A 16,725-nucleotide genomic window follows, 5' to 3' on the forward strand; every position below is an offset into this window, starting at 1 on the left:
TCGAAGCCACGAAGAAAGATTATGAAGATCTTCAAAAATATTTTTCATAATATATCATAATCCCTCTCACCGCCGCATAAGATATAAATAGTAAGTTATGAAACTATACGAACCAAAGGAGAGGATATAGCTATGGCTGAGATACATTACTTAATATCGGACGCATCTAAAAAGGTGGATGTAGAGTCCCACGTACTTCGCTACTGGGAGGACGAGCTTGAGCTTGCGATTCCAAGAAATGAAATGGGACACCGGTATTACACCGAAGCACACATCCGTTTATTCCAGCAGATCAAGGAACTGAAGGAAAAAGGATACCAGTTAAAAGCCATCAAGACAGCGCTTGATAAAATCATGGAAGACGGAAAAGATCCGGTGATACCGGACGAGCTTCTGGAGGAATCAGTGACACGGGCGTTAAAAGAGAGCGCGGTAGTCACAGACAGCGGAGACGGAGAGACGGGACTTGCTGAAGTACATAGCACAGCGCAGGTAATCATTGCTCAGGAGAAGATGGAGCAATTCCAGGAAATCATGAATCACATCATTGGACGGGCCCTGGAGGTCAACAATGAACAGCTGAGCCAGGACGTCAGCAGTATCGTAAATGACAAGGTTGTAAAAGAACTGGAATATTTAATGCGGGTGAAGGATGAAAAGGAAGAAGAGCGGTTCAAACAGCTGGACGAGATTCTCAGGTCGTATCAGAAAGATAACAAAGGGCGTGCCGAGGCTGCGGCTTCAAAGATTCCGTTTTTCAACCGGAAAAAGAAGTTTGGAAGAAATGGAAAGAAGCTTTAACGCGGCAGTGTAGGATTCACAGATAAAACAAGTAAACAACAAAATGATAAAGCTTACGATAAGGAAGATACTGAGATGAAAAACAGAATAATGGTAATACATGTATGAAAGCGGCGTGACTCGAATGGTCAGGCCGCTTTTGCGCACACTATGCGAAGGGAGTTTGGCTGAAAAAAGAACAGTACTTCGGAAGTATGCCTGTTTTTGCACTTTATATAGTGCAAAAATACAATTTGAAAACTTTTTTGCAAAGGACTATACTGTGACTTGTCAGGGAGGTGCAGGATATGACAACTGTATTAGATTGTATTGAAAGGATTCCAAAATGTCTGAAGGGAATCAGGGACAGTTATCCGGAACGCGCGAAAAATATTGCGGATTATCTGTCTGAGAGCGGGATCAAAAAGGTTCACCGCCTCGTGTTTATCGCCAGCGGGTCCTCTTACAACAGTGCCCACACAGCGAAGCTGTTTATAAAAAATCAGTGCGGAATAGAGACGGATTTCAAGTATCCGAATTTATTTGTAAATTATGAAGCCGATACGGAACTGAGCCGGGAGGCAGGAGATACGGATTCGACGGTATATGTGGTAATTTCCCAGGGAGGGGAGACAAAGCTTGTTTACCAGGCCCTGGAGAAGATTAAAAATGCGGACAGGCCGTGTATGGCGATCACCGCGGATGCAAAAGCGTCCATCGCAAGGATGGCCGGTTTCCACCTGGATATGGGATGCGGACAGGAGGAATACATGTACCGCACCATCGGATTTTCCACCTCAGCCGCCGTCTGCTGGTTGCTGGGACTTGCGGCAGGCGTCTATAATGGAGAGGTGACGGCGGAAGCAGAAGCAGGATATTTAAAGGACTTTGATGCGATGATCCAGAATCTGCCGGCTGTGGAAGCGGCGACGGAAACGTGGTATCAGGCCAATAAATTCTCACTGTTAAGAAGAAATAAAATGATGCTGGCCGGAACCGGAGACCTGTATCCAATCGTCAACGAAGGGGATATTAAGGTTATGGAGATGGTTCCCATGATGACAAGAAGCTTCGAGCTGGAAGAGTTTATCCATGGCCCTCAGAACTCTTTTGATGACGCGACTCTCTTCCTTATCTTACATCACCGGGGAGAGGATGACGAGAAGGCGAAGGCAATCGCCCGTTTCATCAAGGAGCAGATCGGTTTCTGCGCCCTGGTAGGAGAGGAACCGCTGGAAGAACGGGACTTAACCATCAGCCCGGCCAGCCGCTGGTTCTTCGGTCTGGAGTACGTGACCGTGTTCCAGGTGCTTGCTTACCGGATGGCGGATGACCGCGGAAGAGACTTACACAGAGGCGTCAACGCGGTAGTCAGCCAGTATATCACAAAAACTTTATAAGTCACTGCACTAAGCGGGAAAGACCTCACTAAGTGCTCATAACGCGCCACTGCACTAAGCTCGTGAAAGATCTCGCTAAGTGCTCATAACGAGGAGGAAAAGAAATGAAACGAATGCTCATCGCGGCTCACGCAAGATTTGCGGATGGCCTGGAAAGCGCGCTGTCCCTGATTATGGGGAAGCGGGAAGACATCACCTGTATTAACGCATTTGTCACGGAAACACCTCTGGAAAAACAGATAGACGACTATGCGGAATCTCTCGGAGAGGGAGATCAGGTTCTGGTAATCACTGATGCATTTTTTGGTAGCGTGAACCAGAAAATTATGGGAAAACGGCTGAAGAACAGCCTGATTGTCACTGGGGCGAATCTGCCGCTGGTATTGGAACTTGTAACTCTGCTGGACGGGGACAGCCCCATTACGGCGGATCAGCTGAAGAATACAGTGGCGCTGGCCAGAGAACAGCTTATGGTTGTGGAGATGGAAGAAGCCGCTGATTCATCAGATGACTTTGATTTCTAAATAGAAGGGGGATATCCGATATGATAGTAAAATTAAGAATTGATGACAGACTTCTGCACGGCCAGGTAGCCTACAGCTGGAAATCGGCGCTCAGCTATAACGCCATTGTAATCGCCAGCGACGCGGCCGCGGCAGACGAGTTTCGGAAGGGCGTTATCAAGATGTGCTGCCCGGAAGGTGTGAAGCTGGCCACCAGAAGCGTGGAGGAAGCGGCGAAGCTGATCAATAACCCGAAACTGAAGGACATGAAAGTATTTGCAATCTGCGGTAGTCCGGCCGATGCCAACGGCCTTTTAAAGAAGCTGGAGGAGAAGCCAGTCGTCAACTTAGGCGGAATTCAGATGGCGGACGGTAAGAAACTGTTTTCCAAGGCCGTTTATGTGGATGAGGAGGACTTAAGGAACTTAGATGAGATAGCTTCTGCGGGATATACCATCGAGGTTCAGGAAGTACCGTCCACGGCAATGGCAAAGTATGCGGACTTACGTAAGAAATTTTAAAAAGGGGGAAATGAAATTATGCAGGCAGCAATTTTAGTTGGACTCGCAATGGCAGTATTGTGGTTCCTGGAAAAATTAGGCGGTACACCTATGGTGATCCGGCCGATCGTGATCTCACCGGTGATCGGTGCACTGCTGGGAGACTTACAGACCGGTGTCATGGTCGGAGCCACTCTGGAACTGGTATTTATGGGCGCTATTCAGATCGGAGCCGCGGTTCCGCCGGATGTATTAGTCGGCGCGGGACTTGGAACGGCGTTTGCGATCCAGTCCGGACAGGGAGCCGATATTGCTCTGGCTCTGGCACTTCCTATCGCGATTCTGGCCCAGTCATTAAAGGTTATCGTGTTCATTATCCGAAGCTGGTTTATGGATCTTGCCATGAAGTTAGCGGAGGCGGGAGACATCAAAAAGTTGTACGCATTAAACATCGGCGGTCTTCTGCTTCAGTGTTTCATGTATTTCGCAGTAGGTTTTGTGGCTCTGCTCTTCGGTTCACCGGCGGTTGAGGCGTTTGTAAACAATATTCCGCAGGTAATCTTAAATGGTCTCTCCGTAGCGGGCGGACTCCTTCCGGCAGTCGGTTTCGCACTTCTCCTTCTTCCGATGATGGAGAAACGCAATGCAATTTACTTCGTATTTGGTTTCATTCTGATATCCTATTTGAATCTGCCGATTATGGCGGTTACCATCATGGGCGTCGTGCTGGCCTTTGTGATCTGCTATGAAAAGGGCGCGTCTGGAAATGGGACAGCAGCGGCTGCAGCCGTAAGTTCAGAGGAAGAGGAGGATTTGTTCGATGAGTAAGCAAAAAATGTCTGCCGAAGACAAAAAAATGGTAAATGGCCTGTTCTGGAATTCATTCCTGCTGGAGGCCTCCTACAACTACGAAAGGCAGCAGGCCCTGGGCTTCTCCGTGGGTATGTGGCCGGCGATTAAACGTTTCTATAAGACAAAAGAGGGACAGGCGGAAGCCTTAAAGCGCCACATGGCGATCTTTAATACCACACCTCATATGGTATCCGTAATCAGCGGCGTTACAGCAGCCATGGAGAAGGAAGCCAGTGAGAACAAGGACTTTGACAAGGATATCATCAATAACGTAAAGGTAGGACTCATGGGCCCGTTAGCCGGAATCGGCGATTCCTTCTTCTGGGGCACACTGAGAATCATCGCCGCAGGTATCGGTTTATCTCTGGCACAGCAGGGAAGCGTTCTGGGTGCGGTTCTGTTCTTAATCATTTTCAACGTTCCGCATCTCCTGATCCGCTACTACGGCACAGTGCTGGGCTATCAGTTCGGCGCAGGCTTAATGAGCAACTCGAAGAGCGCAGGCATCTTAAAGATGATTTCCAAGGGCGCGTCAATCGTTGGCCTTATGGTAATCGGCGCCATGAGTGCCTCCATGGTTGCGATGAAAACCCCGCTTACCTTTACCATCGGGGAGACGGCGTTTGAGCTTCAGGGATACTTAGATCAGATTTTTCCATTGCTGCTTCCGTTGCTTTACACCCTGGCGATGTTTGGCCTCTTGAAAAAAGGCTGCAAATCAACTACAATCTTATTGATTACAATCGCAGTAGGTGTGATAGGTTCTCTTCTTCACATCCTTTAATCCTGGCGAACCCGGAAAGGTCAGAAGCTCATGGTTGAGGCAAGAACCAGATATGTCATCATAATAAAAACGATGTTAGGCAGGAAAACGTACGTAACCTCGGCTGCTCTCGCAGAAGCAGCCGGGGTTTCTGTGCGCACGGTAAAGTACGACTTAAAGGAGCTTCAGAGCTTCTTAAAGGAGTACGGCGTGGAGATCGAATCGAAACGGTCCTACGGCTACCGCCTGCTGGTGGGAGACTGCTCCGACATGGATGGGCTGTCGAAGGCGCTCCGGGCCAATCTGCGGAAAAATAAGGGCGAAGTGTTCCGGTATAATTTTCAGAGAGTCATCTATATCATCAACAAGCTGCTGATCGGAAAGCCGTACTATAAGGCGGAGGAGCTGATGGACACGTTTTACATCAGCCGTTCGACCCTTACCCAGGACTTGAACCGCGCCCGCACCCTTCTTGCCAAGTTCCGTCTGGAGATCGACGTGAATCTGCGGCGGGGAATCGGTGTCGCCGGTGATGAACTGGATAAACGCCTCTGTATTGCGGAATATTTCTTCCGGTACGATGACAAGCTTCAGGTTATGGTTCAGCGGCGGGCGGATGGCGGAAAGTATGACTGGGATGCCCAGAGAGAGACACTGGTCCGGATCGTCTGGGAGGCGTGCCGGGCCAATAAGATCAGGCTGTCACCGTTTCTGGCCGTGGATCTGGCCAGTCATATGTATGTCAGTGTGCTGCGCATGAGGGCCGGATGCGGCATCGGGGAGCTGTCTTGCGGTACCATGACGATGAATTATGTGAGGGAGCGGTACGCGGCAGGGGAGGTCGCGGACCAGCTGGAAGAACTCTATTCCATATCGATTTCTGAGAAAGAGCGGGAGTATTTTGCTCTCCATATCCTGAGTAAGAAAATGCCGGACAGCGGTCCTGTAGGCTCCGAGGAACACGCCACATTAAAGCAGTGCGTGGCGGAAATTCTGCGGGAGGTGAAGGACAATTTTGAACTGGATTTTACCGATGATCCTGTGTTCCTGGATTTTTTATATACCAGCATTGAGCCCATGGTCTTAAGGCTCAGAACGCATCTGATCGTCAGAAATCCACTTCTGTTTGAGAATCTGCGCCGCTATCTGTTTGCCACCAAGGTGGCTCACTCTGCCAGCGGTATCATAGAAAAGCTGTTTGGAGTGCAGATGGACAATAATGAGTTCGCGTATCTGGTGCCGGCGTTTAACATGATTATCAGCACCCATGAGAAGCGGAAGAAGTTTAAGATCGGCTTCTGCGGAGACTTAGGGCTCTCGGAGGCGCTGATCTATTATAACGAGCTTTCGGAAAGCCTCCCGAAGGACGGCTATGAGTTGATATGGATAGATAAATACCACAATAACGGCTATTTGAACCAGCTTCAGTATCTGATCTATGTGAGCGACTACCGGCTGCCGGGGAATCTGCCGTATTATGAGATACAGGACGGCGATTCCACCAGCGAGGTCTGCAGTGCGATCGCGGAATATAAGCTGGAGCAGGTACAGATCGAGCAGTATTTAAAACCGGAATTCGGCATGTTCGGACTGGAGGGGCGGAACCGGGATGAGGTCATGGAGAACCTGTACCGTTGTCTGGCCGGGCGCGGCCTGATCGCCACGGAGCTGGACTGGAAGAATGCTTTCCGGGCCAACGAGGTGGGCAACGGGATCGCCCATATCCAGGATCTGGGGAGAATCTTAAAGAACGCGGGCTGTTACGTCTGCATCTTAAAAACGCCTATTCTGTGGGAACAGGATATTATAAAAGTGCTGGTGATGATCAAGACGAAGCGGGACGGAGACAAGAATTTGTCGCTGCTCTGCCGTATTGTCTCCAACTGGGCCTCATCGCCGGAAAAAGTGGAACATTTTTTAAAGACACAGAGCTATGAGGTGTTCTGCGGCGACATTACGGAAGAATGTCTGAAGCTCTGCTTCTAGAAAACTTACAGAATTACTAAGAATTGTGGTTCCTCATGAGGTTGAGAGAGATTTCGGCAGAACGAAAACCCCGAAATCTCAGCTAAAGTTATTGACGAAAGCAGCTTTTAAAAATTCTGTAAGTTTACAAGTTTATCCTGCCGTCTGAATGGTTGCGGTCAGACGGCTCTGCACCGGAAAGGAAAAAAACTATGATGAAGAACCAGGTATATAAAGGAATTATATTTACGGCAGCCTCTGCCGTTATATTCGGATTTACGCCCATTCTGGCCAGGATTTCTTATGACGGCGGGGCCAACGGGATCACGATGACGTTTCTGCGCTGTCTGCTGTCCCTGCCGATCCTGTTCCTGATCTTAAAAATAAAGGGCATCCCGCTTAAAGTGGAACCTGCCTGGAGAATGCCGGTGGCTGTCTGCGGCGTCTTCGGGGCATTCGCAACGACGGTGACGCTCTATATGTCATACTCATACATACCGGTGGGAATGGCCACCACGCTTCATTTTATCTATCCCGTACTGGTTACCGCGGGCTGCGTCCTCATCTTCCGGGAGGGGATCACGATAAAAAAGGTGCTGGCTCTGCTCTGCGGAGCGGCCGGCACCGTGTTGTTTCTGGAAAATTTTTCTGCGGCCACGGGAAGCGGCACCGGAATCTTTCTGGCGCTGCTTTCAGGACTGTTTTACAGCATTCATATGGTAGTTATGGACAAGTCGGGGATCAAGAACATGCACTATTTTAAGCTGTCGTTCTACTTATGCCTGTTCGGCGCCGCCTTATCGGGAATCTACGGAGGCGTGACAGGCCAGCTGGCGCTTCACTTAACCGGCCAGGCGTGGCTGTTTGCATTCCTGGTCTCCATCTGTGCCTCCGTGGGAGCGATCAGCTTATTCCAGCTGGGAATCCGGTATACAGGCGCTTCTACGGCAGCCATACTGTCCACACTGGAGCCGATCACCAGCGTGATCCTTGGAGTGCTGGTCCTCGGCGAACTGTTCACCGCGAGAAAGATCGCGGGATGCCTGTGTATCCTGCTCAGCGTGGTGCTGATCGCAGCCGCTGGGAAGAAGCGCTAAGTTCCGGTACTGCAGCACGGTTAATTACGCAATGCAGTACCAGCCGCCGCCTTGATAAACTCGGAAAAGAGTCTGGCGGCGGCTTCATTTTTCTCCCATAGATACTCCGGATGCCACTGGACGCCGATGAAGAACGGGTAATCCGGCATCTCCACTGCCTCCACCAGTTGGTCGGAGGAACGGGCCGAGGCGACGAGGCTGGGGGCAACATCCCTGACTGCCTGGTGATGCATGCTGTTGACGGACAGTGTCTCCGCTTCCGCGATCCTGGCCAGACGGCTGTCGGGCTGCAAGGTCACGGTGTGGGAGGGGAGCGTGTAGGCGAAGGGCTGGGTGTGGGCCAACGGAAAATCACTCTTTACCTGGCTGGGAATATCCTGCCAGATGGTGCCGCCCAGGCCGATGTTTAAAAGCTGTATCCCGCGGCAGATGCCGAGAACAGGCTTGCCGGTCTCCATCACCAGGGGGAGGAGAGCCAGTTCCATCTGATCCCTCTCGGCGGAAACACTGCCGCAGCGGTCTAAAGTTTCTTCTCCGAACAGGAAGGGGTGGACGTCGGGGCCTCCGGTGAAGAGAAAGCCATCCAGCGTGTCCACAAGCTGCCTTAAGTCGTCCTCAGACGAAGTCAGCGGAAGTACGACAGGAATGGCGCCGGCGGCCGTCAGAGCCTTTATGTAGGTGGGGCGCATCTGTATGTCGTTGTTGTCTGTGTTGTGGGAGGGCGTAAGACCAATCAATGGTTTTTTCATGAATCATACCTCGTTTCATTCATTGCATTTTTAATCTTCTTTACATTATATGTGATTTTATTTCCGGTTGCAATGGAAAACTGGTGTCACCGCTCCTGCTCAGTACCTGTTCAATGAAACGTATCTACCGTATAATCATGGTAATGGAATCCCAGCCACCGTCCGGGCATGTCTCCGGGAAAACGGGGGGCGGGAATGGATATAAAAGTATCGGAATTGTCTGTGCCGCTTCCCGGTTTTAATACCTGGGGAGCGGTTTTCTTTACGTGGCTGATTAATAAGCTCCACAACCGCTCTCTGACTTCCCTGTATTTGGGATCGTCCGCCAGATTATGGCGTTCCATGGGATCCTTTTCTAAATCAAACAGCAGCATACTGCTGCCAATTCTCGTATAGATCAGCTTATTCCGGTCTTCCATCACACAGAAATTCGTATGAAGGCTGTCTCCATAGAATCTCTTTTCTTTCTGTCCCCTTCCACTGAGAAATGGCAGCAGGTTTTCTCCGCTTCCATCCTCCGGAGGTGTGAGTCCGGCCATAGCCAGTATGGTAGGAAATACATCGGCCAGCGTGATGACGCCAGCCACCTGGTTGTTATGGGGGATGCCGCGCCCGGCTGGAGGAACAAGGATGAACGGCACATGGGCGGAGCCCTCAAAAAAGAGGTTCTTCTGGGACATGTAATGGTCGCCCAGCATCTCTCCGTGGTCGGAGGTAAAGAGAATCCAGGTATTTTCAAAGAGACCGTGTTCTCTCAACGCACCGAACAGCCGGCCAAGCTGGTAATCCACCTGGGTGATGCAGGCATAGTATGCCCTGCGGCTGGCCGCAATCTGTTCGGGACCGAAGAGATGCATATCCGTATTTTCATAGGAACCGGCCAGAAAGCCCTGGGGAGTGCCTTCGAGGGAGTGGGACCAGTCTCCGTATACCGGTTCCGGCATGGAAATCTGCTGGTACAGTTCCCAGAAATCACGGCAGGGATCGAACGGTGGATGCGGCTTTGTGAAGCTGGTCCACAGAAAGAACGGGCGCAGGGGATCTCTGGTCTCGATAAAATCAATGGCTTCATCCCCGATCCAGGAGGTCATGCTGTCCCTGACCTCCACCGTGGAAATCACAGGCTCCATGAGGCATTCACCTATGCCGTGGACCTTGGGCCTTACCCGGTCGCCTCTTTTGTCACAGGCGCGCATGTAGTCCAGCGGCAGGGTCATATGCTCGAAGCCGTAGCAGGCCCTGGCCGGCTCAAAATGCATCTTTCCTTTTGCACATGTCTGATAACCGGCGTCCGTAAGCATGGCGGGAAGCGTCAGCCGCTTTGCTGTCCGCGCTTCCATAAATGCTCTGTGGTCCGCGTTGGATACAACGCCGCTTTCGTATCCCTCGATGCCCGTCATGATGGTGGTTCTGGAGGGGACACAGATCGGGCATGAGGCGTAACAGCCGGTAAAACTGGTCCCCATGGCTGCCATATAATTTAAGTGCGGTGTGAAGATACTCTGGTTTCCCCAGGCGTTGATGGTATCAAAACGCTGCTGGTCCGTGGTGATCAGCAGAATATTGTCTTTCATTTTTTGCTGTATTTCTTGCTGTACATTCATAATGGGTTCTTCCTCTCTCTTTGGGTACCGCGTCGGTTTCATTTCTGAGTTCAGTATAAAAAATACGGAGAAGGTTGTCTATCTCATAAACGTTAGATATACCTGCAAAAAAGTGAGATAAAAAACTGTGACAGAGAGGAATTAGAAGGAAAACGATTGTGCATAATGCACAAAAACAAAACAATAAAATTTCGGATATACCTAACATTTACAGGATACTATATAAGAAATCATAGATAGAAAAGTAAAAATGCATAGATTATAATATTTTTTAGATATGAAAAAGAACAATGAAAAAGAAAAAGGAGGCATATTTTATGGCAGATTTGAAAAAGAAGCCGGGGAAAAAGCGGAAGTGGAACAGGGATGACACGGAATTGACCATACTGGCATTTCCAACCGCGGTCTGGTACCTGCTCTTCTCGTTTTTGCCCATGTTTGGTATTATTATTGCGTTTAAAAAGTATACCATCAACGGGGGATTTCTACACAGCATTCTTACCAGCGCGTGGTGCGGACTGGACAACTTCAAGTTCCTGTTTTCGTCCGGCGATATCTGGATGATACTCAGAAACACCATTCTCTATAATATCACCTTCATTATCTTAAACATTGTGGTTCCTGTAACCATGGCGCTTTTAATCGGGCAGATTCACAACCAGCGCATGGCGAAGGTATTTCAGACGGCCATGTTTCTGCCGTATTTCTTGTCATGGGTGGTGGTAACCGCTCTGGTATGGGCCTTCTTAAGCTTTGACAAAGGGATGTTAAACAATCTGATGGAAGGCCTCGGCCAGGATCCCAAACAATGGTACATGGTTCCCAAGCTGTGGCCGGGCTTTTTAATATTTATGTATCTCTGGAAAAATCTGGGCTACAGTATGGTCGTGTATCTGGCTACCATTACCGGAATTGACAAGACGTATTACGAGGCCGCCTGTATTGACGGGGCCAGCGTATGGCAGCAGATGAAATGGGTGACGCTTCCGCTCATGCGGACTGTCATTATCATGATGTTCATCATGGCGGTGGGCCGTATCTTTTATTCGGATTTCGGCCTGTTCTATCAGGTGCCCAGAGACTCCAATTCCCTGTACAATGTAACGTATACACTGGATGTCTTTGTATACAAACAGCTCATGTCATCGACCACGGGAATGGCCTCGGCGGCCGCATTCGTCCAGTCCGTTGCCGGATGCATCACCATTCTTCTGGCCAATGCCGTAGTGCGCAAGGTTGACCGGGAGAGCGCCATGATCTAATACGTGTCTGAAAAACTACTATCACTCATTCATTAGACAGGAGGAAGAATATGTCCAAAAAAAATAAGGAAGCGGCAGACGTGCAGAGCTTCAACAGGATATCCACGAGGGCTAATATTTTGTTAAATATCATGTTTCTGATTCTGGCCCTGATTTGTGTAATACCGGCGGTGCTGGTGGTCTCAATCTCCTTCTCCGCGGAGCAGTCTATCACCGATTACGGCTACCGGCTGATTCCTAAGATCATTTCGCTGGATGGCTATGGCTATCTGCTGAAGCAGGGTGCCCTGATCATCAGGGCGTTGGGAGTATCCCTGTTTGTTACTATCGTGGGAACCGCCCTGGGAACGCTTCTCACCACCTTGATGGGATACGTGTTATCCAGGCCGGACTACAAGCTGAACGGATTTCTCACCATGCTGGTCTTCATTCCCATGGTATTTAACGGAGGTCTGGTCTCTACATACTTTATTGTCTCCCAGTTCCTGCATTTAAAGAATACTCTGTGGGCGCTGATTCTGCCTCTGTCGGTATCTTCCTTTAATGTCGTCATATGCAGGACGTTCTTTAAGACAACCATACCGGAGGAACTGATCGAATCGGCCAAGATGGATGGGGCCACCCAGTTTAAGATTTTCTTTCAGATTGTGCTTCCAATCTCCCTGCCGGTTATCGCAACCATTGGGCTGTTCCTGTGCTTCGCCTACTGGAATGACTGGTATCAGTCCATGCTGTACATCGACAACCAGCGTCTCTACTCCCTGCAGGCACTTTTAAATGCCATCATGACCAATATCAACATGCTGGCGCAGAACGCCGCAACCATGGGCGCGAGTATGGCGGATATGGTTGCAAATATGCCAAAGGAAGCGGCCCGTATGGCGATTGTGGTCATTATTGTACTGCCAATCGCATGTGCATACCCGTTTTTCCAGAAATACTTTATCTCCGGACTGACGGTCGGAGCCGTCAAAGGGTGATCACGCCCGTATTTTAATAACTGCTTATCAGTCGGGTTTCCCGTTGATAATAGAATAATCAGGAAAGAAGAGGATTGTTTATGAAGAAAACAGATGTATGGAAAAAAGCGGCTGCGGCCGGTTTGGCCGCTCTGCTGGCCGTCGGCACCATAACCGGATGCGCGGCTAAGACAGATACGAAAGAGACGGGGACTCCCGCGGGAGACACGGAGGAAAAAGATGGTGCGTCTGCGAAGGATACGGCTGCGGCCGATCCAGCCGGGGGCGACATTCCGACTCTGGTATATTGGACCGTGGGGGGAACCACGCCCAGTGATTTTGATCAGGATATTGCCGCGATTAACGAGTATCTGGAGGAGAAGATCCATGTAAAGCTGGATTTGAAGGTGGCCGGATGGGGCGATTACGAGAAGAAGATGAACACCATCATCAACTCGGGTGAGTATTTTGACATGATGTTTGTAAACAATACGAATTACAGCCGTTTTGTGAAAATGGGTGCGTTCGAAGATATATCCGACAAGCTCCAGTCGGTGGCGCCGGAGCTTTATGAAATGATTCCGGAGCAGCTCTGGAAGGGCGTGACCATTGGAGGAAAGGTTTATTCCGTTCCCACCTATAAGGATTCCTCCATGGCACAGTTCTGGTATTTTGATGATCAGTACGTGCAGAAGTACAACATTGATCTGGATCAGATCAAGACGATGCAGGACTTAGATAAGCCGTTCCGCGATATGAAGGAGGGAGAGGGCAAGGGCTTCTATCCGCTTCAGATGTCACAGGGAAGCCCCTTTAATGGATTCTTTAACGAATATGACGGCCTGACCTCCGGCCTGCAGCCTCTCGGCGTAAAGGTAGATGACCAGACAAGAACCGTGATCTGTACTCTGGACCAGCCGGATATCATGGAGAATTTAAAGCTGCTTCATCAATGGTATATGGATGGCATCATCAATCCGGATGCGAATGTTCTGACCGAGCCGCAGAAGAAGCTTCCATTTTCTTCCGCACAGGGCTGGCCCAGCGCGGTTGCCACATGGCAGGTATTAAACGGTGTGGAGAAGTATGATGCGTTTAAGGTATTCGGCCCGCTCTATTCTACCGATACCATCCAAGGCTCCATGAACGCCGTTTCCATAAACTCCAAATATAAGGATGAGTGCCTGAAATTCCTGCAGCTCGTGAATACCGACTCCAAATTACGCGATATGCTGGCATATGGTGTGCCGGATAAAACCTTCAAATATGTGGGCGACGGCGTTATTGAGAAGCAGACGGATACATGGCCGCTTGCCGCCTATACGCAGGGAACCTTCTTCAACATGTCCATTACGGAGGATGCGGACCCGGATCAGTGGGATCAGGTAAAGAAACAGAACGAGGAAGCGGTTTCCTCTTCCTGCTTAGGTTTCTCCCTCGATCTGACCAATATCCAGAATGAGATGTCCAACTGTCTGACCGTATGGCAGAAGTACAAATACGACTTGTTAACCGGCGCTTCCGACCCGGAGACAGCGGTTCCGGCCGTGATCCAGGAATTAAAGGCCGCAGGGTTTGATACGATCATCCAGGAGGCACAGAAGCAGATCAACGAGTTTTACAACTGATAAGTAAATGCAGAACAAAATATAGAACAGACCGGATGCGGCTAATGGCATCTGCTTGTGAATCGAAGAAAACGACTGTATAATTAATAATTGGCAGAAAAGAAAACGAACGGACAGAGGGAAAAGCTTATGAAAAAGACATCAGGTTCATTCTTGAAAATCAGTGTATACAGAAGGCGTTTTACAGGCACGGTCTGTTCTATTATTTTTATATCCCTGTTTTGCCTGATTTTCGCGCTCTGCTTTTTTACAACCATATGGGCGGATAACCGGTGGCAGGAGGTACAATCCAGTTTTATGACCCTGGAGCAGCAGAAAAGAGACAGGTCGGAACAGTTAGAAAATTATGTGAACGGCATTTATGCAAAGCCGAGTCTGATGGAGGATACAAAGACTCTGTTTGAGAGCACCAGCGAGCAGGATTATACGAGACTCAGGGAGGAGAACAGCGCGCGTTCCAACACGCAGATCGCCTGGCTGCCCGGTGACATGCGGAAGCTGTTTGTCAACAGCCAGCTGAAAGTAAACGCGGTTACGGTCCGGTCGCCGGAGGGATTAAAAATCATATGGCTGGATAATCTCTCCGGGAATATGAGGGTAACGTATGGATTGAGAGGGGAATGGCAGCTGATCGACAGGACGGACAGGGATACGGTGCTGGAATCCTTTGAAGTGAGGAGTCCGGATTCCGTCATGAAGAGTCTCGGAACACTGACATTTTACGGCTCATCGAAGGATATTTACAAGGGAAGCAGCCAGGCGTATGACTGGGCCCTGATCAAGGGAAAGATGATATCCTATGAAAATGTAAAGGGAGAACGGGAACGGGAGTGGATTCTGACGGCTTCCGAAAAGGAGGCGTTTCAGGGCTGGTTTCTATGGAAAGGAAGGCTTCCGGTTTTCCATTTTGAATTCGTCAACTCATCCGGGGACAGTGAGTACATTTCGGCAGTGGACATCGTCTCTCTCTGGCGGGCGAACGGGGCGGGAGCCGCGACGCTGGCCGTGACCGTCCTTGTGCTGGCAGCCGGTGCTGTCGTGGTTGCCTTTTTCAATCTGCAGAGCGAGGCCCGGTTTCTCTCCCATATCATGGATATGCTCAAGACCATGGAACACGGTTCTTTTGTAGAGGTGGGAACCATGGTCATGAAGCGGGGCGGCCACTACAATGAATACACGCTGATTGCCGACGCGTTGTCGGAGGTGAGCGTCAAACTGGACGGATATATCCGTAAGGAGTATTTGCTGAAGCTGAAGCAGCAGGAGACGGCGATGAGGGCGCTGCGCCATCAGATTAATCCGCATTTCCTATATAATACCCTGGAAAGTATAAGGGCCAGAGCGCTGGTACTAAAGGACAGGGAGACGGCGGAGGCTATCGAGGGACTGGGAAGACTCTACCGGACTCTGATCCGCTGTCCGGAGGTGATTTCTCTGCAAAAGGAAGTGGAGGTCCTGGAGATGTATTTAAAGCTCATGTCCCTCCGCTTCGCGGATACCTTTGTGTACCGGGTGGATATTGAGGAGGAGGCAAAGGACGTGGATACCATCGCCTTCTGGCTTCAGCCTCTGGCGGAAAATTTCTTCAACCACGGTATGGACCAGGAGAGCGAATTTAATTTGTTGATGCTGGAGGCGGTTAAGAAAGAGGAGGGAATCCTGGTTACCATGTCGGATAACGGCCGGGGGATTTTGGAGGACCGCCTTTTGGAGATCAGGAAGAATATGGTGGAAGGCGGGGACGACCCCGGGGCGGATATCGGGCTGCGCAACGTCTATATGAGGCTCAGCTATTTCTATGGGGAAGCGTTCTCGATGAATATTAAAAATCAGGCGGCAGGCGGATTGAAAATCGATATTTTCCTTCCGGCGCTGCCGGGAAAGGAGTAGGCCGCATGTATACGATTCTGATTGTAGATGATGAGCCCAATGTACTGGAGGGCGTAAAGCGCCTTCTGGACTGGGAGAAATTAGGCGTGGGGCGGATCTGGACTGCAAAAACATCTCTGGAGGTCATGTCACACATCATAGACTGGAATCCGGATATTTGTCTGGTAGATGTCAGAATCGGCAATGACATGGGATATGAGCTGATCGAGTGCTTAAGCGGCCTTGGCATTCATTCGAATTACATCATGATGAGCGGATACGATGACTTTCACTATGTGAGGGAGGCCCTTCGCTGCGGAGCGCTGGATTACTTACTGAAGCCGGTGGGAGCAGAGGAGCTGGAAGCGTGTATCCGCAAGGTCATCATGGAACAGCTTCACGGCACGCTGCCGGAAGCGGAGCAGAAGAACGGTGATCCCATCCTGAAGATAGAATATGAGGCCATGTCGCCTCTGATCCATAAGATTGTCCTGATGGTGGCGGCTGAGTACGGCGGCCATATTTCGCTGAAGATCATAGCCGATAAGTTTCGCATGAATTCCACGTATCTGGGACAGATATTTATCAAGGAAACAGGAATGAAGTTTTCGGAATACCTGATGTGCTACCGGCTCTGTATGGCCAGGGAGCAGATCGTAAACAGTGATGAGAAGATCGCGGTGATCGCGGCCTCTGTGGGCTACACGAATATGAATTATTTTTACCAGCAATTCAACCAATATTACCATACCACCCCGTCCGAGATGAGAATACGGGGCTCAGAAAGGAATTGA

General features: G+C 50.0%; 15 protein-coding genes. 13 read left to right on the forward strand and 2 right to left on the reverse strand.

Annotation, left to right across the window (positions count from 1 at the left end; all coding sequences use genetic code 11):
* The first annotated feature begins 132 nt into the window (after positions 1-132).
* From H8S75_RS23565 to H8S75_RS23600, 8 genes are all read left to right on the forward strand, one after another.
* A complete protein-coding gene (locus tag H8S75_RS23565; protein ID WP_187023632.1) occupies positions 133-801 on the forward strand; it encodes a helix-turn-helix domain-containing protein in 669 nt (222 codons plus the stop codon).
* A gap of 287 nt (positions 802-1,088) precedes the next feature.
* A complete protein-coding gene (locus H8S75_RS23570) occupies positions 1,089-2,180 on the forward strand; it encodes an SIS domain-containing protein (RefSeq protein ID WP_187023633.1) in 1,092 nt (363 codons plus the stop codon).
* Between the two features lie 104 nt (positions 2,181-2,284).
* A complete protein-coding gene (locus tag H8S75_RS23575; protein WP_117633281.1) occupies positions 2,285-2,704 on the forward strand; it encodes a PTS sugar transporter subunit IIA in 420 nt (139 codons plus the stop codon).
* A gap of 20 nt (positions 2,705-2,724) precedes the next feature.
* Complete coding sequence (locus H8S75_RS23580) at positions 2,725-3,204, forward strand: PTS sugar transporter subunit IIB (protein ID WP_002602005.1); 480 nt, start codon at positions 2,725-2,727, stop codon at positions 3,202-3,204.
* A gap of 18 nt (positions 3,205-3,222) precedes the next feature.
* Positions 3,223-4,011 (forward strand): PTS mannose/fructose/sorbose/N-acetylgalactosamine transporter subunit IIC, encoded by a 789-nt coding sequence (locus H8S75_RS23585; RefSeq protein ID WP_187023634.1) that lies wholly within the window; start codon positions 3,223-3,225, stop codon positions 4,009-4,011.
* Positions 4,004-4,819 carry a PTS system mannose/fructose/sorbose family transporter subunit IID gene (locus H8S75_RS23590; RefSeq protein WP_187023635.1) on the forward strand — a complete coding sequence of 272 codons (816 nt, stop codon included), beginning with the start codon at positions 4,004-4,006 and terminating at the stop codon, positions 4,817-4,819. The genes H8S75_RS23585 and H8S75_RS23590 overlap by 8 nt, the downstream gene beginning before the upstream one ends.
* 30 nt (positions 4,820-4,849) lie before the next feature.
* Positions 4,850-6,784: a BglG family transcription antiterminator gene (locus H8S75_RS23595; RefSeq protein ID WP_187023636.1), complete on the forward strand. Its 1,935-nt coding sequence runs from the start codon at positions 4,850-4,852 to the stop codon at positions 6,782-6,784.
* A 191-nt stretch (positions 6,785-6,975) separates the two neighbouring features.
* Positions 6,976-7,860: a DMT family transporter gene (locus H8S75_RS23600; RefSeq protein WP_187023637.1), complete on the forward strand. Its 885-nt coding sequence runs from the start codon at positions 6,976-6,978 to the stop codon at positions 7,858-7,860.
* 20 nt (positions 7,861-7,880) lie between these two features.
* Here the strand turns inward: H8S75_RS23600 and H8S75_RS23605 are convergent, their stop codons facing one another.
* Both H8S75_RS23605 and H8S75_RS23610 read right to left on the reverse strand, forming a co-directional pair.
* Positions 7,881-8,609, reverse strand: a complete 729-nt coding sequence (locus tag H8S75_RS23605; RefSeq protein WP_187023638.1) for a gamma-glutamyl-gamma-aminobutyrate hydrolase family protein — start codon at positions 8,607-8,609, stop codon at positions 7,881-7,883.
* Positions 8,610-8,719: 110 nt separating this feature from the next.
* A complete protein-coding gene (locus tag H8S75_RS23610; protein ID WP_187023639.1) occupies positions 8,720-10,213 on the reverse strand; it encodes a sulfatase-like hydrolase/transferase in 1,494 nt (497 codons plus the stop codon).
* Positions 10,214-10,530: 317 nt separating this feature from the next.
* Between H8S75_RS23610 and H8S75_RS23615 the strand changes: the two genes are divergently transcribed.
* The 5 genes from H8S75_RS23615 to H8S75_RS23635 all read left to right on the forward strand — a co-directional run bounded on the left by H8S75_RS23615 (position 10,531) and on the right by H8S75_RS23635 (position 16,725).
* On the forward strand, positions 10,531-11,475 hold the full coding sequence (locus H8S75_RS23615; RefSeq protein WP_110323174.1) for an ABC transporter permease: 945 nt from the start codon (positions 10,531-10,533) through the stop codon (positions 11,473-11,475).
* A gap of 50 nt (positions 11,476-11,525) precedes the next feature.
* A complete protein-coding gene (locus H8S75_RS23620) occupies positions 11,526-12,455 on the forward strand; it encodes a carbohydrate ABC transporter permease (protein ID WP_187023640.1) in 930 nt (309 codons plus the stop codon).
* A gap of 80 nt (positions 12,456-12,535) precedes the next feature.
* A complete protein-coding gene (locus H8S75_RS23625; RefSeq protein WP_187023641.1) occupies positions 12,536-14,062 on the forward strand; it encodes an ABC transporter substrate-binding protein in 1,527 nt (508 codons plus the stop codon).
* 129 nt (positions 14,063-14,191) lie between these two features.
* Complete coding sequence (locus tag H8S75_RS23630) at positions 14,192-15,952, forward strand: sensor histidine kinase (protein ID WP_187023642.1); 1,761 nt, start codon at positions 14,192-14,194, stop codon at positions 15,950-15,952.
* A 5-nt stretch (positions 15,953-15,957) separates the two neighbouring features.
* Entirely contained in the window at positions 15,958-16,725 is a 768-nt protein-coding gene (locus H8S75_RS23635; RefSeq protein WP_187023643.1) for a response regulator transcription factor, read from the forward strand.

The organism is Hungatella hominis (assembly GCF_014288005.1).
In the GTDB taxonomy this organism is placed as follows: domain Bacteria; phylum Bacillota; class Clostridia; order Lachnospirales; family Lachnospiraceae; genus Hungatella; species Hungatella effluvii.

What these genes read in the sequence shown, in the direction of transcription:
- H8S75_RS23565 (WP_187023632.1), top strand. Translation starts at nt 133, where the DNA reads ATGGCTGAGATACATTACTTAATATCGGACGCATCTAAAAAGGTGGAT.
- H8S75_RS23570 (WP_187023633.1), top strand. Translation starts at nt 1,089, where the DNA reads ATGACAACTGTATTAGATTGTATTGAAAGGATTCCAAAATGTCTGAAG.
- H8S75_RS23575 (WP_117633281.1), top strand. Translation starts at nt 2,285, where the DNA reads ATGAAACGAATGCTCATCGCGGCTCACGCAAGATTTGCGGATGGCCTG.
- H8S75_RS23580 (WP_002602005.1), top strand. Translation starts at nt 2,725, where the DNA reads ATGATAGTAAAATTAAGAATTGATGACAGACTTCTGCACGGCCAGGTA.
- H8S75_RS23585 (WP_187023634.1), top strand. Translation starts at nt 3,223, where the DNA reads ATGCAGGCAGCAATTTTAGTTGGACTCGCAATGGCAGTATTGTGGTTC.
- H8S75_RS23590 (WP_187023635.1), top strand. Translation starts at nt 4,004, where the DNA reads ATGAGTAAGCAAAAAATGTCTGCCGAAGACAAAAAAATGGTAAATGGC.
- H8S75_RS23595 (WP_187023636.1), top strand. Translation starts at nt 4,850, where the DNA reads ATGGTTGAGGCAAGAACCAGATATGTCATCATAATAAAAACGATGTTA.
- H8S75_RS23600 (WP_187023637.1), top strand. Translation starts at nt 6,976, where the DNA reads ATGATGAAGAACCAGGTATATAAAGGAATTATATTTACGGCAGCCTCT.
- H8S75_RS23605 (WP_187023638.1), bottom strand. Translation starts at nt 8,609, where the DNA reads ATGAAAAAACCATTGATTGGTCTTACGCCCTCCCACAACACAGACAAC.
- H8S75_RS23610 (WP_187023639.1), bottom strand. Translation starts at nt 10,213, where the DNA reads ATGAATGTACAGCAAGAAATACAGCAAAAAATGAAAGACAATATTCTG.
- H8S75_RS23615 (WP_110323174.1), top strand. Translation starts at nt 10,531, where the DNA reads ATGGCAGATTTGAAAAAGAAGCCGGGGAAAAAGCGGAAGTGGAACAGG.
- H8S75_RS23620 (WP_187023640.1), top strand. Translation starts at nt 11,526, where the DNA reads ATGTCCAAAAAAAATAAGGAAGCGGCAGACGTGCAGAGCTTCAACAGG.
- H8S75_RS23625 (WP_187023641.1), top strand. Translation starts at nt 12,536, where the DNA reads ATGAAGAAAACAGATGTATGGAAAAAAGCGGCTGCGGCCGGTTTGGCC.
- H8S75_RS23630 (WP_187023642.1), top strand. Translation starts at nt 14,192, where the DNA reads ATGAAAAAGACATCAGGTTCATTCTTGAAAATCAGTGTATACAGAAGG.
- H8S75_RS23635 (WP_187023643.1), top strand. Translation starts at nt 15,958, where the DNA reads ATGTATACGATTCTGATTGTAGATGATGAGCCCAATGTACTGGAGGGC.